The organism is Sagittula marina (assembly GCF_014196795.1).
Lineage (GTDB): Bacteria > Pseudomonadota > Alphaproteobacteria > Rhodobacterales > Rhodobacteraceae > Sagittula > Sagittula marina.
In genome coordinates this window covers 187,191-202,446 of record NZ_JACIEJ010000005.1, presented here as the reverse complement: position 1 = coordinate 202,446, position 15,256 = coordinate 187,191, and the positions used below count along the sequence as shown (strand labels likewise).

Annotated in this window: 13 protein-coding genes; 1 reads left to right on the top strand and 12 read right to left on the bottom strand. The window is 62.8% G+C overall.

The window, feature by feature from the left end; all coding sequences use genetic code 11:
* Positions 1-16 precede the first annotated feature (16 nt).
* The 8 genes from GGQ68_RS11440 to chvE all read right to left on the bottom strand — a co-directional run bounded on the left by GGQ68_RS11440 (position 17) and on the right by chvE (position 10,026).
* A complete protein-coding gene (locus GGQ68_RS11440) occupies positions 17-1,531 on the bottom strand; it encodes an aldehyde dehydrogenase (NADP(+)) (RefSeq protein ID WP_183966089.1) in 1,515 nt (504 codons plus the stop codon).
* An 11-nt stretch (positions 1,532-1,542) separates the two neighbouring features.
* The gene (locus tag GGQ68_RS11435; protein ID WP_183966087.1) at positions 1,543-2,460 is read right to left on the bottom strand and encodes a dihydrodipicolinate synthase family protein; all 918 of its coding nucleotides are present in this window, start codon (positions 2,458-2,460) and stop codon (positions 1,543-1,545) included.
* Positions 2,457-3,431: an aldose epimerase family protein gene (locus GGQ68_RS11430; protein WP_183966085.1), complete on the bottom strand. Its 975-nt coding sequence runs from the start codon at positions 3,429-3,431 to the stop codon at positions 2,457-2,459. The genes GGQ68_RS11435 and GGQ68_RS11430 overlap by 4 nt, the downstream gene beginning before the upstream one ends.
* Positions 3,431-4,360: a Gfo/Idh/MocA family protein gene (locus tag GGQ68_RS11425; RefSeq protein WP_183966083.1), complete on the bottom strand. Its 930-nt coding sequence runs from the start codon at positions 4,358-4,360 to the stop codon at positions 3,431-3,433. Before GGQ68_RS11425 ends, GGQ68_RS11430 begins: the two co-directional genes overlap by 1 nt.
* On the bottom strand, positions 4,360-6,102 hold the full coding sequence (gene araD, locus GGQ68_RS11420) for an L-arabinonate dehydratase (protein WP_183966081.1): 1,743 nt from the start codon (positions 6,100-6,102) through the stop codon (positions 4,360-4,362). Before araD ends, GGQ68_RS11425 begins: the two co-directional genes overlap by 1 nt.
* Positions 6,103-6,106: 4 nt before the next feature.
* Positions 6,107-7,324, bottom strand: coding sequence for a multiple monosaccharide ABC transporter permease (mmsB, locus tag GGQ68_RS11415; RefSeq protein WP_183966079.1), 1,218 nt, complete (start codon positions 7,322-7,324; stop codon positions 6,107-6,109).
* A gap of 17 nt (positions 7,325-7,341) precedes the next feature.
* Positions 7,342-8,895: a multiple monosaccharide ABC transporter ATP-binding protein gene (gene mmsA / locus GGQ68_RS11410; RefSeq protein WP_281374790.1), complete on the bottom strand. Its 1,554-nt coding sequence runs from the start codon at positions 8,893-8,895 to the stop codon at positions 7,342-7,344.
* Positions 8,896-8,970: 75 nt separating this feature from the next.
* Complete coding sequence (gene chvE / locus GGQ68_RS11405; RefSeq protein WP_183966078.1) at positions 8,971-10,026, bottom strand: multiple monosaccharide ABC transporter substrate-binding protein; 1,056 nt, start codon at positions 10,024-10,026, stop codon at positions 8,971-8,973.
* Positions 10,027-10,154: 128 nt separating this feature from the next.
* On the opposite strand from chvE, the gene GGQ68_RS11400 reads away from it, so the two are divergent.
* The gene (locus GGQ68_RS11400; RefSeq protein WP_183966076.1) at positions 10,155-11,069 is read left to right on the top strand and encodes a LysR family transcriptional regulator; all 915 of its coding nucleotides are present in this window, start codon (positions 10,155-10,157) and stop codon (positions 11,067-11,069) included.
* 3 nt (positions 11,070-11,072) lie between these two features.
* Here the strand turns inward: GGQ68_RS11400 and GGQ68_RS11395 are convergent, their stop codons facing one another.
* The 4 genes from GGQ68_RS11395 to GGQ68_RS11380 all read right to left on the bottom strand — a co-directional run bounded on the left by GGQ68_RS11395 (position 11,073) and on the right by GGQ68_RS11380 (position 15,253).
* Positions 11,073-11,900: a carbohydrate ABC transporter permease gene (locus tag GGQ68_RS11395; protein ID WP_183966074.1), complete on the bottom strand. Its 828-nt coding sequence runs from the start codon at positions 11,898-11,900 to the stop codon at positions 11,073-11,075.
* A complete protein-coding gene (locus tag GGQ68_RS11390) occupies positions 11,897-12,781 on the bottom strand; it encodes a carbohydrate ABC transporter permease (protein ID WP_183966071.1) in 885 nt (294 codons plus the stop codon). Before GGQ68_RS11390 ends, GGQ68_RS11395 begins: the two co-directional genes overlap by 4 nt.
* A gap of 70 nt (positions 12,782-12,851) precedes the next feature.
* Complete coding sequence (locus tag GGQ68_RS11385) at positions 12,852-14,126, bottom strand: extracellular solute-binding protein (RefSeq protein ID WP_183966069.1); 1,275 nt, start codon at positions 14,124-14,126, stop codon at positions 12,852-12,854.
* A 41-nt stretch (positions 14,127-14,167) separates the two neighbouring features.
* Positions 14,168-15,253, bottom strand: a complete 1,086-nt coding sequence (locus tag GGQ68_RS11380) for an ABC transporter ATP-binding protein (protein WP_183966068.1) — start codon at positions 15,251-15,253, stop codon at positions 14,168-14,170.
* Between the last annotated feature and the right edge of the window lie 3 nt (positions 15,254-15,256).

The window sequence follows — 15,256 nt, the reverse complement described above, 5'->3', positions numbered from 1 at the left end:
AAATCGCTGTGTGGTCTCAGGCCAGATCAGCGGGCAGCAGCGCGTCCGGCATGTTCTGATAGCTCACCGGGCGCGTGAACCGGCGGATCGCCAGCGTCCCCACAGAGGTCGCGCCAAAGTTGGTCGAGGCAGGATAAGGACCGCCGTGAACCATGGCGTCCGCCACTTCGACGCCGGTGGGGAAACCGTTGACCAGCAGGCGGCCTGCCTTGCGTTCCAGCACCGGAACGAAGGGTTTCGCCGTGTCGGTGTCGGCATCGTCCATTTGCAGCGTCACGGTCAGCTGCCCCTTCAGGCTGCGCGCCACGTCGAGCATTTCGTCCACGCCAGAGGTGGTGACCACGATGCCGAGCGGGCCAAAGACCTCTTCGGACAAGGTTTCATTGGCCAGCCAGTCCTTTGCGCTGACTTTGTAAACGGCCGGTGCCGCGTTGCGGTTCTCGCAAGAGGCAGCGACCAGCTCCTGCACACCTGCAGCGGCGGAGACCTCGGACACGCCCTTGCGGTAGCTTTCGGCGATGCCTTCGGTCAGCATGACGGATTGACCCGCATCCGCCAGCGCGGTTTGTGCCGCTTCGGTAAAGGCGTCGAGCGCCGCGCCTTCCGGGGCGACGACGATGCCGGGGTTGGTGCAGAACTGACCCACGCCCATGGTCAGCGAACCGGCCCATGCCGCGCCAAGGTCCGCGCCGCGTGCGCCAAGCGCCTCGGGCATGACAAAGACCGGGTTGATGGAGCCGAGCTCGCCAAAGAAGGGGATCGGTTCGGGACGCGACGCGGCAATGTCATACAGCGCACGGCCCGCGCCCAGCGAGCCGGTGAAACCGACAGCCTTGATCAGCGGATGTTTGACCAAGGCGCCGCCCAGTTCGTGGCTGGTGCCCTGGATCAGGGAGAAGGTGCCCTTTGGCATGCCGCATTTCTCGATGGCCGCCGCGATGGCGTCGGCAACGATTTCGCCGGTGGCCGGGTGAGCCGGGTGGCCCTTGACCACGACCGGACAGCCCGCAGCCAGCGCGGAGGCGGTGTCACCGCCTGCGGTGGAAAACGCCAGCGGGAAGTTCGACGCACCGAACACGCCGACGGGACCGATGGGGCGCTGCACCATCTTCAGGTCGGGACGCGGCAGCGGCGCGCGGTCGGGCAGCGCCACGTCATGGCGCCGGTCGAGGTATTCGCCCTTGCGGATGTGCTCGGCGAACATGCGCAACTGGCCACAGGTGCGGCCGCGTTCACCCTGCAGACGCGCCTCGGGCAGGCCGGTTTCCGACGTGCCGAGTCGGGTGATGTCCTCGCCACGGGCGTCGATCTCGTCGGCGATGGTGTCGAGGAATTTCGCGCGGTCCTCGCGGCTGGTGTAGCCATAAACGGCAAAGGCCTCTTCGGCGGCCTTGACGGCGCGATCGACCTCCGCCGCGCCCCCGGCGGAGACAGTCATCGCCTCGCCTGTCACGGGCTGCGAGGTGAAGGTGTCATCGGAGGCGACCCATTCGCCAGCGATCAGGTGTTTGCCATGTGGAGTGTATGTCATTGGAATGCCTTTCATTTGCCCCAGCGCAGCGCGATCACGTCGCGATCAGCAGCCATTTGAAGCAGCCGGTCGCGCGTGCGCGCCGACATGGGTTTGAGCGGGTGGCGCACATGATCGGAGGTGATCACGCCGCCCTCTTTCATCACCACCTTGGCTGCCCGCAGGCCGCACTGGCGGTTCTCGTGATTGATCAGCGGCAGGCAGTCGCGCCAATGGGTCAGCGCCACATCGACATTGCCTGCGCGGTACTCTGTAAGGATGGGTTTGATAAGCTCCGGCTGCAAGGCCGAAGTCATGGTTCCGGTGCAGCCAGCATCCAGATCGGCCAGCAGCGTCACGGCTTCTTCGCCGTCGAACGGACCGACGATGTCGTCGCCACCGGCCTCGATCAATGCGGCCAGCTTGTCGGCGGCAAAGGGGGTTTCCATCTTGAAATAGCTGACGTTTTCAATCTCACGCGCCATGCGCACCAACAGCGGCACGGACAGGGTGACGCCGGACAGCGGCGCGTCCTGCACCATGATCGGAATGCTGATCGCATCAGAAACGGCAGCGAAGTGTTCGAAGATGCCGGCCTCTGCCGGGGCGAGGCCAACCCCGTGATAGGGCGGCATCATCATCAGCATCGACGCGCCCTGCGCCTCGGCGGATTTCGCGCGGTCGATGACGACCTGCGTGCTGAAATGGCTGACCGTCACAATCACCGGCACGCGGCCGGCAACATGTTCCAACGATACTTTCGTCAGAATGGCGCGCTCTTCGTCGGACAGCACGAACTGTTCGGAATAGTTGGCGAGGATACAGATCGCGTCGACACCCTGGTCGATCATGCAATCGAGGACACGCTTCATGCCTTCGGTGTCGATGCTGCCATCATCAAAGAACGGCGTCGGGGCGACGGGGAGGATACCTGTCAGCGGATGTTTCATGGTGTCTCCTTGCGGATGAAACGAAAGCGGGAGGACTGCGTGAAAGCTGCGCCGGGGCGCAGCGTGATCGGCGGGAAGTCCGGGTGATTGGGGGCATCGGGCCAGAGCTGCGGCTCCATCGCGATGCCTGCGTGGGCGCCATAGGGCGCACCGTGATGGCCGTCGAAGGGCGCCGTGTCGAGCCGCGCGGCGTCATAGACCTGAAGGCCCGGCGCGTCGGTTTCGATCACGAGGGCAAGCTGGTCTGTCTCCAACCGGGCGACGGGGCGCAACCCGGTGCCATTGAGGCAGAAGTTGTGGTCCAGATCGGTGCCCGTCGGCAGCGGTGTGGGCGCGCGCAGGTCAAAAGGCGTGTCGGCGACAGGCGCGATATGCCCCGTGGGGAGCATGGCGTCGTCCACCGGCAGGACATGATCTGCGTCAATGGACAAACGGTGATCGGACAGGCCGTTGGGCGACAGGCACCAGTAGCCGTGGAACGCAGGGTTACACAGTGTCAGGGCCTTTGTCGTGGCGGATATGTCGATGGTCAGCGCCCCATCCACCTTGATGGCGTAGGTCACCAAAACGCCCAGCGGCCCGGGCAGCCCGTCCTTGCCGTCAGGCAGGGTCAGGGCAAAGGTGACGCTGTGCGCGCTGTGATCGGTGACAGACCAGATCCGCTGCGACACCCCATCCGGGCCGCCGTGCAGCGCATTGCCATTCTCGTTTGTGGGCAGATCCAGAACCGTTTCGCCCAGGGGCGCTCGGCCCCCGGCGATGCGGTTGGCAACCGGACCGACGATCGCGCCGAAGTACTGCATCGGCCCAAGGTACGCCGCCCGATCCGCACTCCCGAGCACCAGCGAATGCTCCACTCCGTCCATATGCAGGGACACCAGAGTTGCGCCATAGCACATCAGCTCGGCCCGGACCGGACCATTGGCGATCTGGATCGCGTCGATTGACTTGATGTTGGTATCCGCGGGCATCAGCCATCCTCGTGAAAGGCAGCAACGGTGTCGCGTCGGCCCAGCGTGTAGGCGTCGGCCACAAGCGTCATCGGCCGCAGATCCACATCCGATCCGCCCTTCTGCACCAACGCCGACATGCGGTCATAGAGGCGCGGATATTCACCGTCGAGCGCCGCCGCTTCGCCGCTGGGCTGGCCGTCGATCTCCATCTGTGCGCCGCCCCCCGACAGGCGCAGGGTGCCACCGTCGGTGATAGCTTCGATCTCCCAGATCTGGTCGCCGTCCTGACGCCAGTCGAAGGTGGCCGAAACATCCGCCCCTTGCGGGTGGTGAAAACCGATCTGCGCCGCGATGGGCGTCTGGCGGTTTTCCGGCACCTCCAGAACAGCATCGGTGACGTGGATGTCGTGGGGCAGGATTTCGGTCACGATGGACAGCGCATTGATGCCGGGATCAAAGACACCCAAACCGCCCGGCTCCCAGATCCAGTCCTGGCCGGGATGCCAGCGGCGCACGTCTTCTTTCCACGTCACGGTGAGCTTTTTCAGAACCTTGTCCGCCAGCCAGGCCTTGGCCGCCGGGACCATGTCGGCCTCACGCGAATGCCAGGTGGCATAAAGCGTCAGGCCCGCCGCCTTGGCCGCGGCCTCCAGCGCGTGACATTCCGCCAGCGTGGCACCGGGGGGCTTTTCCAGCATGACGTGACGGCCCGCCTGCAAGGCCTGCATGGCGTAGGCAAAGCGCGGCACGGGTGGCAAACACAGAGAGATCACGCGGATTTCGGGCCGGGTCTCCAAAAGTTCGCCCAGATCGGTGAAGGCCTCGACCCCATCGACCGAGCCATGGCGGCTGACCGTGGCGGCCAGCTCCCAATCGGGGCTGTTGGTGATCGCGGGGACGTGCTGATCCACCGCGATCTTGCCAATACCTACAAGCGCGACCTTCATCAGTGGCTGTCCTTTCCGACCGGAGCGCCCCGGTTTCCCTTGAGAAAGTCCAGATCCGCGCCGGTGTCCGCGCCTTGCACGTGCTGCTGGTGCAGCCAGGCATAGCCGCTGTCGGCGCGATCATGGATCGGCTGCCAGTGCGACAGACGTTCCGCCAGTTCCGCATCAGAGATATCGAGATGGATGCGACGTCCTTCCACATCGACCTCGATCATGTCACCGTTCTGAACGACCGCCAGCGGCCCGCCGGCAGCGGCCTCCGGCGAGGTGTGCAGGATCACGGTGCCATAAGCGGTTCCGGACATGCGCGCGTCCGAAATGCGGATCATGTCCTTGATCCCCTTCTTCAGCACCTTCGGCGGCAAGCCCATGTTCCCGACCTCGGCCATGCCGGGGTAGCCCTTGGGCCCGCAGTTCTTCAGCACCATGATGCAGGTCTCGTCGATGTCGAGCGCGTCATCGTTGATCTTGGCCTTGTAGTCGTCGATGTCCTCGAAAACCACGGCACGGCCCTTGTGCTGCATCAGCGCGGGCGTCGCGGCGGAGGGTTTCAGGATCGCGCCGTTCGGGGCAAGGTTGCCCTTGAGCACTGCGATGCCGCCCTTCTCCGTCAGCGGGTTGTCCACCGGGCGGATCACATCCTCGTTCCAGTTTCTGGCGTCCTTGACCTCGTCCCAGACGGTTTCGCCCGACACGGTAAGCGCGTCCTTGTGCAGCTTGTCCGCCTCGGCAAGGCGTTTGAGCACAACCGGCAGACCGCCCGCGTAAAAGAACTCCTCCATCAGGTATTTGCCTGACGGTTGCAGGTTCAGGATGGTCGAGATGCCGCGCCCGCAGCGGTCCCAGTCGTCCAGCGTGATATCCACGCCGACACGGCCTGCGATGGCCAGCATATGCACCACCGTGTTGGTGGACCCACCCACGGCGCCGTTGCAGCGAATGGCGTTCTCGAACGCCTTGCGGGTCAGCACGTCGGAGGGCTTCAGGTCGTCCTTGACCATCTGCACGATGCGGCGCCCCGACAGCTGCGCCATCACGCTGCGCCGGCTGTCCACCGCCGGGATGGCCGCGTTGCCGGACAGCGCCATGCCCAAAGCCTCTGCCATGGCGGCCATCGAGGAGGCGGTGCCCATGGTGTTGCAGGTGCCCGACGACCGGGTGACGGCGCTTTCGGCCGACAGGAATTCGTCCTGGGTCATCTCGCCCGCCTTGACCGCCTCGGAAAAGCGCCACAGGTGCGTGCCCGCGCCGACCCGTTCGCCCTGGAACCAGCCGTTCAGCATCGGCCCGCCGGTCACGACGATGGAGGGCAGATCGCAAGACGCGGCCGCCATCAAAAGGCTTGGCGTGGTCTTGTCGCAGCCGACCATCAGGACGCAGCCGTCCATAGGTTGTCCGCGGATCTGCTCCTCGATCGACATGGCGGCGAGGTTGCGGAACATCATCGCCGTGGGGCGGAACGTATTTTCAGACGCTGAGAAGACAGGCACCTCCATCGGGAAGCCACCGGCCTCCCAGATGCCGGCCTTTACCTTTTCAGCCAGTTCGCGCAGGTGGCCGTTGCAGGGCGTCATGTCGGACCATGTGTTCAGGATGCCGATGATCGGGCGTCCGTCGAACAGGTCGTCGGGATAGCCCTGGTTCTTCATCCAGCCACGGTGGTAGATGACGTCCTTGGTGCTGCCAGAATACCATTCGGCAGAGCGCAGCTTGCGGGGCCAGGGGGCGGGTGTGAATGCCATTGGGTCAGCCCTTCTTCTTGTTGTAGACGTCGAAGATGACAGCGGCGAGCAGAACAAGCCCCTTGATCATCTGTTGGTAGTCGATGCCGATGCCCATGATGGACATGCCGTTGTTGAGAACCCCCATCAGGAAGGCCCCGACCACGGCGCCGACGATCTTGCCCACGCCGCCGGACATTGACGCACCGCCGATGAACACGGCTGCGATCACGTCCAGCTCCAGCGCAAACCCGGCCTTGGGCGTCGCGGTGTTCAGGCGGGCAGCAAAGACCAGACCGGCGATGGCGGCGAGGATGCCCATGTTCACGAAGGCGAGGAAGGTCAGGCGCTCGGTCTTGATACCGGACAGCTTGGCCGCCTTTTCATTGCCGCCAAGCGCGTAGATGCGGCGGCCAAGGATCGTGCGTTCGGTGATGAAAGCGTAGACGATGGTCAATACGCCCATGGTCAGCAGCACGTTGGGCAGACCACGGAACGTGGCAAGCTTGTAGAGGATGAACACCAGCGCCAGGGCAATGATCGCTGTGCGGCCATAAAAGAAGCTGCTCGGCTCATCCTCGATCCCGTAGGCCTTGTTCTGGGCACGCTGTCGCAGGCCGGACCAGACCACCCAGGCGGCTGCAATGATGCCGCAGGCAAAGGCCAGCACGTTGAAGTTGCGGGTGCCGAACAGCCCCTTGAACGCGTCGCTGCCCGGCAGGATGTCGGGGACAAAGCCGGTGGCGATGACCTGGAACTCACGCGGGAACGGGCCCACGGATTGCCCTTCGAGCAGCCAGAGCGACAGGCCCCGGAACACCAGCATCCCCGCCAGCGTCACGATGAACGAGGGGATGTTCCAATAGGCGACCCAGTAACCCTGCGCCCCGCCGATGATGCCGCCGACCACGATACAGGTCAGCATGGTCATCCCGATGGAGACGTCCCAGTTCACCACCATGACGGCAGCCAGCGCGCCGATGAACCCCATGACAGAGCCGACCGAAAGGTCGATATGGCCCGCCACGATAACGATCAGCATCCCCAGCGCCATGATGACGATGTAGCTGTTCTGCAGCAAAAGGTTGGTCAGGTTGATCGGTTTCAGCAGCGTGCCGCCGGTGACGATCTGGAAAAATGCCATGATGGCGATGAGGGCGAACAGCAAACCGTATTCGCGCAGGTGCGCTTTCAGGTAGCTGCCGACGCCTTTGGTCGTGGTGGTGGTGTCAGACGCAGACATTGGCGCGGTCCCTCTTCTTATTCGTTGACGATGAGCGACATGATGCGCTCCTGGCTGGCCTCGGCGGCGGGCATTTCCCCCACGAAGGCCCCTTCGTTCATCACGTAGATGCGGTCACACATGCCCAGCAGTTCGGGCATCTCCGAGGAGATCATGACCACGCCTTTTCCGGCGGCGGCCAGATCGTTGATCAGGCCGTAGATTTCATATTTCGCGCCCACGTCGATGCCGCGGGTCGGCTCATCGAGGATCAGCACCTCCGGCCCGGCAAAGAGCCACTTGGACAGCACGACCTTTTGCTGGTTGCCGCCCGACAGGTTCACCACCTTCTGAAAGACACCCGGCGTGCGGATACCCAGATCGCGGCGGTATTTCTCGGCCACCTGGGTTTCGCGGTGCTGGCTGAGCACGGCGCCGGTCGCGACCTCCGGCAGGTTGGACAGGGTGATGTTGCGGGTGATCGTGTCGTCCAGGATCAGGCCAAGGCCCTTGCGATCCTCGGTCACGTAGGCCAGCCCCGTGTTGATGGCGCGCGGCACGTCCGATACATCAACAGGCGTGCCATGCATCTCGACCGTGCCGGAGATATTCTGCCCCCAGGATCGGCCAAAGATCGACATGGCCAGTTCGGTCCGGCCCGAGCCCATCAGCCCGGCGATGCCCACGACCTCTCCGGCGCGCACGTCAAAACCGACGTTGCGGATCACCTGACGGTCATCGTGCTCGGGGTGGTAGACGGACCAGTCGGCGACGCGCATCAGCATCTCACCCGTGGTCACGTTGCGCGACGGGTAGCGGTTTTCCATCGACCGGCCCACCATGTCGCGCACGATGCGGTCCTCGGTGATGCCCTCGGCCGCGTCGAAGCTGCTGACCGACTGGCCATCGCGGATCACGGTCACGGTGTCGGCGACGCGGCGAACTTCGTTCAGCTTGTGGCTGATGATGATCTGGGTCATGCCTTGCGCCTTCAGCTCCAGCATCAGATCCAGCAGCGCCTGACTGTCGGATTCCGACAGGGCGGCTGTGGGCTCATCAAGGATCAGCAGACGCACGTCCTTGGCCAGTGCCTTGGCGATTTCCACAAGCTGCTGTTTGCCAACACCCAGCTTGTCCACCAGCGTGGTGGGGGCATCGCGCAGGCCGACCTTGCGCAGCAGGCCTTCGGTCCGCTGGTTGGTCTCACGCCAGTCGATGACGCCGCCCTTTGCATTCTCGTTGCCCAGAAACAGGTTCTCGGCAATGGACAGCAGCGGCACCAACGCCAATTCCTGGTGGATGATGATGATGCCCTTGGCTTCACTGTCCGAGATATTGCGGAACTGCGCCAACTGGCCATCGTAGTGAATTTCGCCGTCATAACTGCCTGCCGGATAGACGCCGGACAGGACCTTCATCAAGGTCGACTTGCCTGCACCGTTCTCGCCGCAGATCGCGTGGATCTCGCCGGTCCGGACCTTGAGAGAGACGTCGTCCAGCGCCTTGACGCCGGGAAACGTCTTGGTAATGGAGCGCATTTCCAGCAGCGTATCCTGCATGGTGGCGACCTCGTGGAATAGGAGTGAAATCATGGGGTTGTCTGGTCGCTGCCGTAAAGGCGCAGCGACCAGACGGACCAGAGACAGGGAGGAGTTCCGTCCCCGGTCTTACTTGATCTGGTCTTCGGTATAGTAACCGGTGTCGATCAGACGTTCTTCCCAGTTGTCAGCCGTCACCTTGAGCGGCTCCAACAGGTAAGCGGGCACGATTTTCACACCGTTGTTGTAGGTTTCGGTGTCGTTGATTTCCGGCTCGGAATCTTCGAGCAGCGCCTCGACCATGCCCACGGTCACGCGCGCCAGTTCACGGGTGTCCTTGAAGATGGTGGAATACTGCTCGCCCGCGAGGATGGATTTCACCGAAGGCACTTCTGCGTCCTGCCCCGTGACGATGGGCATCAGCATGTCGCCGGAGCCGTAGCCGACACCCTTGAGCGACGACAGGATGCCGATGGACAGACCGTCGTAAGGAGACAGCACGCCGTGCACCTTTTCATCGGTGTAATGCGCCGACAGCAGGTTATCCATGCGCGCCTGAGCAACCGCACCATCCCAGCGCAGCGTGCCCACGGTGTCCATGCCCATCTGGCCGGACACGACGTTGACCTTGCCGTCGTCGATCAGCGGCTGCAGAATCGACATGGCACCATCGTAGAAGAAGTAGGCGTTGTTGTCGTCGGGCGAGCCGCCGAACAGCTCGACGTTCCAGACGTCCGCATCGGGGAAACGTTCCTCGAGCCCCGCCACGAGTGTTTCGGCCTGTTGCACGCCAACCTGGAAGTTGTCGAAGGTGGCGTAGTAGCTGACGTGTTCGCTGTCGCGGATCAGACGGTCGTAGGCGACAACATCAATGCCCGCGTAGCTGGCGTTTTCCAGCGCGTTGGACAGGGTCGTGCCGTCGATGGCCGCGATCACCAGCGCGTCGACGCCGTTGGTGATCATGTTTTCGATCTGCGCCAGCTGGTTGGGAATGTCGTCTTCGGCGTATTGCAGGATGGTGTCGTAACCCGCTTCCTCGAACTGCTTCACCATGGATTCGCCGTCCGAGATCCAGCGCGCCGAGGATTTCGTCGGCATCGCGATCCCGACAAGGCCGTCTGCAAATGCGCCGGTCGCAAGTGTGGTGGCCAGCGCGGTGCTGACCAGAATGGACTTCAGGGTCATAATTTCCTCCTCATGCGGCGGCGTCTTCTCCTCCGACTCCGCCTTGCCCCCACTGGCTATTTCACTTTTATATATCAAGCCAATGCTATTTCCGCCCACCTGATTAACAAAAATGGTATGTCTTCACCATGAGTGCTCCCCTGATCCAGCGGTTGCGACCGCCGCAACTGAAACTGATCCGCGCCATTCACGACGTGGGAAAGCTGCAACTCGCCGCAGAAGCGGTGGGCATGTCGCAGCCTGCCGCCTCGCGCATGTTGGCAGAGATCGAAACACATGTGGGCGCCCCCCTGTTCGAACGGCTGCCGCGCGGCATGGTCTCCACCGAGATCGGCGCCGCCTTTGTGCGCCACGCGCGGGTGATCCTGACGGAAATCGACGCCCTCGCCGCGGAAGTGGGCAAGCTGCACGGCGGCAAGGCCGGCGTTGTTCGGGTGGGCACGGTGACCGGCCCTGCGGTCTCGGCGCTCGTCCCCGCGCTGACGGCGATACGGGCGGAGGTGCCAGATATTCAACCCACGATAGAAGTCGCCCCCTCCGTCACTCTGATCCGAGGGCTGGATGAGGGGAGATTCGACTTCGTTCTGGCGCGGCTGGTGGGCGACAATCAGGTAAGGTCCTTCGAAGCGCATCCCGGCCGAACGGAGGTGATCTCCTTTCTGGTGCGCGCGTCGCACCCTTTGGCGGGTAAAACGGTGTCTCTGGCCGAAACGCAGCCCTATGATTTCGTCATCCAGGAGGCGGGTTCCCCAATCCGGAACGCACTGGAGAACGCCTTTCTTTCCAGTCACCTGCACACGCCAGACAAGGTCACGAACAGCTCGTCTCTCCTGGTGGCGCTCAGCCTGATCACCGGGTCGAACGCCATTGCGCCGCTGACGCGGGAGGTGGCGCAGATGCTGGCTCGGACCGGCATGGATCTGGATGTCATCACCACCACCGAAAGCATCGTGGTCTCGCCTTTTCTGGTGCTGCAATCGCGGCACCATGCGCTGTCACCGATGGCACAACGCCTGCGCGATGAGGTGTTGCGCCGTCTATGACCCCTACCCTTTTACGCCTGCGGAAATCATCACCGCTTCGGTCACGCGCTTTTGGAAAATCAGGTAGCCGATGATCACGGGGGCTGCCGCCAGAAGGGCCAGCGCCATCATCCGTGCATAGGCCACGCCAAAGCTGTCGTTGACCTGCGTGATGCCGACGGGAATGGTCATCATGCCCTCGCTCGTGGAGACAAGAAATGGCCAGAAGAAGTTGTTCCACGCCGAGATAAAGGTGATGATCCCAAGCGCCGCCGTAATGCCCCAGTTCAGCGGCACATACAGTTTGAACAGCAACGTGAACTCACCGCCACCGTCCAGCAAAACGGCCTCGCGCATCTCCCTCGGGATGGCGTCGAAGAACTGTTTGTAGACGATCACCACCACCGGAACGATCAGCTGCGGCAGGATGATGCCCCACCACGTGTTAACCAGTCCAAGGTCATTCATCAGCACGAACTGCGCCACATAAAGCGCCGGCACCGGCACCATGAAGCTGGCAACCACCAACAGATACAATGTCTGACGACCGGGAAATCTGAGCTGTGACAACGCGTAGGCGCACATCATGCCGGTGACCAGAACGATCACCGTGATGATGAGCGAGGTGCCGACGGAGTTGAGGTACCAGACGGGAAGTTTGGAGTTCGACAACACCTGCGCGTAGGCGGAGAAGTTCAGCTCGTCGATCAGCCACCCGGCACCGTCGGAGACGATCCTGTTCTCGCTGCGCAACGACGTGGTCAGTGCCCAGTAAAGCGGGAAGATCCAGATGCACGCGGCGATCAGGACGATGCCGGAGAAGGCGAAATTGCGGGCACGTTTGGCGGTCATTTGCGCCCTCCGATACGCAGAAGTTGGAATTGCAGGACCGAGACAATGACGATCACGAGGAACAGAACCATAGCGATTGCAGAGGCATAGCCGCCGTGGTTCAGCTGGAACGCCTCGCGGTACATCTGCATCAACACCACATAAGACTGGTTGAACGGGCCGCCATTCGACAACAGATAGACCTGATCGAACAGCTTGAGTTGCAAGATCAATTGCAGCGTCAGCACCAGCGAGATGATGGGCCAGAGCAGCGGCCACGTCACCCGCCAGAACCGCTGCCACGGGGTCGCGCCGTCCAGCGCGGCGGCCTCGTACAGATCTTCGGGAATGTTGCGCAGCCCTGCGATCAGCAGCAGCACGTTGAAACCATTGGTCCACCACACCGTCACGACGGCGATCATCGGCATCACCCAATGCGGGTTCTTGAACACGGGCACCGCCTTGCCGGTCACTGCGGCGATCAACGGTTGCAGTATGCCGAACTGGAAATCCAGCATCCACGCCCAGATCATCGTGACGACCGAAACGGGCAGCACGTAGGGCAGAAAGAAAAGTGTCAGCACCAGCGCCTGCATCCGGCCTTTGAGCTTGCTCACGGACAGCGCGATCATCAAAGCAATGACGGTGGTGGGAATGACGGTCAGCAGCACGAAGTAGAAGTTGTTCCACAGCGAGGTATAAAACAGCCGATCCCCCAGCAGCTTGGCGTAGTTTTCCAGGCCGACCCAGGTGCCCTCGCCGATCAGCGGCGCATCGGTAAAGCTAAGCGCCACGACCTTGTATGTCGGGTATAAAAAGAAGACCGCGAAGACAAAGACAAAGGGTGCCACCAGCAGCGCAGCGGCCCGCAGTTCGCGGTTGCGTCGATTGGAGTGCGACATCTCGGCCTCCCTCTCCGGTCTGTCCAAAGGGTGGACCGGGGGCAACGCGCCCCCGCTCCTGTGGCGTAGCTCAGTTCATCAGACCTTGAAGCTGGTCTTTCATCTGGGCGGCCGCGTCTTCGGCGCTGAGGAACCCGTGAATCGCCGGTGCGATCAGGTTGTCCACCGCGTCATAAACGGGCGAGGCGACGCCAGCGATTTTCGACCGCGGATCAAAGGCCGCGTTTTCCGCCAGTGACGCGTAGGTCGCGTTGGGTTCCAGCGCGGCATATTCGTCGCTGTCGACCGTGGGTTTGTAGGCCGGGATATGGCCCGCGTCGGCCCATGCCATCGAATGTTGCTGCATCCAGCCGATCACGGTCAGGGCGGCTTCGCGCTCTTCCTCGGTCATGTTGGGATTGTTCGGAATGGCAAAGGCATGGGAATCCGCCCAGGTGGCGGGCTGGTCCAGCATCTGAGGCACCTCGTTGGCGAACCAGTCAAAGCCCAGCGACCCATCGGCGGCGGAGTCCTTGAAGGTCGGCACTTCCCAGACACCATTGATATGCATCACGGCTTTCTGGCCAGAGAACAGCGCAACGGAGGCCTCGTAAGCGGCCTGTTCGGGGATCAGACCTTCGGCGCGCCAGTCAGCCAAGATCTGAATGGCCTTGACCGCTTTGTCCATGTTGTCACCTGCCAGCACTTCGCCATCGGTGATCATTTCGCCGCCCTGCTGACGCAGCAGCGTGTAGAACATCCGCCACGTGCCGCCGCCACCTTCGGACTGGAAGCTAAGCGGATCAGAGAAGCCCTCCGCCTTGGCCCATTGCAGCAGCGCGGTCATGTCCTCGATCGAATCGATGCCCGTCAGATTGCCGTCTTCGCCCAGCCACTCGGTGCCTTCCAGCGCGGTCTTGTTGTAATATGCGACCACCGCGTGGATGTCGAAGGGCACCGCCATAAGCTGCCCGTCGTCGGTCGACGCAGCCGTGATCGAGGCCTCGAAAAAGTCGCTCTTGGACAGGCCAGCGGCGCCCATCTCGGCATCGGTGATTGGGGTCAGCACATCCTCTTCGAGCGCCAGCGGCAGGCGCGACAAATGGTATGTCATGATATCGGGGCCCTGGCCCACAGCGGTGGCCGTGCGCACCTTGGTGTAGAAAGGCAGCCCCCATTCCAGCGTGGTGCCGCTGATCTGGATGTCGGGGTGTTCGGCGTTGAACTCGTCGATCAGCGCCTTCATCCGGACACCGTCGCCGCCGGCGAGAAAATCCCACCATTCAAGCTCGACCTGCGCCATGGCCGAGGTCGAAAGCCCCATGGTCAGCGCCGTGGCTGTCGCCAGTTTCGTGAACAGTTTCATTATAAGTCCTCCTCCTTGTTATGTGTCGTGCCGCGCGGTGCCTATCGAATGCGGTCTCCCTCCGCATCGAAGACAAATATCCGTTGGGCGTCTGGCAGAACGGTCTGAACCGTGCCGTGCATCCCGTGGCGTGCGCCGGTCTGCTGAAAAATCATCGGCTCGCCACTGGCCAGCGTGCCGTGCTGGTAGGAAACGCCGCCAAGCTCCTCGGCCACATCCACGGTGACGCGCAGCCCCGTCCCCTCCGTTATGGTCAGATGCTCCGGGCGCATCCCCAGCGTGATCGGCGTGCCCGTCGCGGGGGGCGTGGTCAGCGCGATATCAAACCGCGCATCAGGCTGGCCGGTCAACTGCGCGGTGATGCCGGTCGGGGTGACGGCCTCCACCGTGGCCTCGACAAAGTTCATCGACGGCGACCCGATAAAGCCTGCCACGAAACGGTTGGACGGATCGTCATACAGATCGAGCGGCGCGCCCGATTGCTGCACATGGCCCCCCTGAAGCACAAATATCGTGTCGGCCAGTGTCATGGCCTCCACCTGATCGTGCGTGACGTAGATCATCGTCGCGCCAAGTTTCTGGTGCAGCCGCGCCAGCTCCAGACGCATCTGCACACGCAATTCGGCGTCCAGGTTGGACAGCGGCTCGTCGAACAAAAACACCTCTGGCGCGCGCACGATGGCGCGCCCGATGGCAACCCGCTGTCGTTGCCCGCCCGACAGATGCGAGGGTTTCTTGTCCAGGTGGTCGGTCAGTTGCAGGATGGCCGCGGCCTCCTGCACCTTCTGTTTCACCTCGGCCTTGGGGCGTTTCGCAAGCCGCAGGCTGAAGGCCATGTTCTCGAACACCGTCAGGTGCGGGTAAAGCGCGTAGGACTGGAACACCATCGCCACGCCGCGATCGGCGGGGTCCGCATCTGTCACGTCGCGGTCGCCGATGTGGATGCTGCCGCCGGAGGTCTCCTCCAGCCCGGCAATCATCCGCAGCAGCGTGGACTTGCCACAGCCGGAGGGGCCGACGAACACCGCGAACTTGCCGCGCTGCACGTCCATGTCAACGCCCTTGATGACCTTCACTGCGCCAAAATTTTTCTCCACCGATCTCAATTGAACGCCGGTGCTGTTCATCTC

Coding starts and splice junctions, on each gene's coding strand:
- GGQ68_RS11440 (WP_183966089.1), bottom strand. CDS start 1,531: ATGACATACACTCCACATGGCAAACACCTGATCGCTGGCGAATGGGTC.
- GGQ68_RS11435 (WP_183966087.1), bottom strand. CDS start 2,460: ATGAAACATCCGCTGACAGGTATCCTCCCCGTCGCCCCGACGCCGTTC.
- GGQ68_RS11430 (WP_183966085.1), bottom strand. CDS start 3,431: ATGCCCGCGGATACCAACATCAAGTCAATCGACGCGATCCAGATCGCC.
- GGQ68_RS11425 (WP_183966083.1), bottom strand. CDS start 4,360: ATGAAGGTCGCGCTTGTAGGTATTGGCAAGATCGCGGTGGATCAGCAC.
- araD (WP_183966081.1), bottom strand. CDS start 6,102: ATGGCATTCACACCCGCCCCCTGGCCCCGCAAGCTGCGCTCTGCCGAA.
- mmsB (WP_183966079.1), bottom strand. CDS start 7,324: ATGTCTGCGTCTGACACCACCACCACGACCAAAGGCGTCGGCAGCTAC.
- mmsA (WP_281374790.1), bottom strand. CDS start 8,895: ATGATTTCACTCCTATTCCACGAGGTCGCCACCATGCAGGATACGCTG.
- chvE (WP_183966078.1), bottom strand. CDS start 10,026: ATGACCCTGAAGTCCATTCTGGTCAGCACCGCGCTGGCCACCACACTT.
- GGQ68_RS11400 (WP_183966076.1), top strand. CDS start 10,155: ATGAGTGCTCCCCTGATCCAGCGGTTGCGACCGCCGCAACTGAAACTG.
- GGQ68_RS11395 (WP_183966074.1), bottom strand. CDS start 11,900: ATGACCGCCAAACGTGCCCGCAATTTCGCCTTCTCCGGCATCGTCCTG.
- GGQ68_RS11390 (WP_183966071.1), bottom strand. CDS start 12,781: ATGTCGCACTCCAATCGACGCAACCGCGAACTGCGGGCCGCTGCGCTG.
- GGQ68_RS11385 (WP_183966069.1), bottom strand. CDS start 14,126: ATGAAACTGTTCACGAAACTGGCGACAGCCACGGCGCTGACCATGGGG.
- GGQ68_RS11380 (WP_183966068.1), bottom strand. CDS start 15,253: ATGAACAGCACCGGCGTTCAATTGAGATCGGTGGAGAAAAATTTTGGC.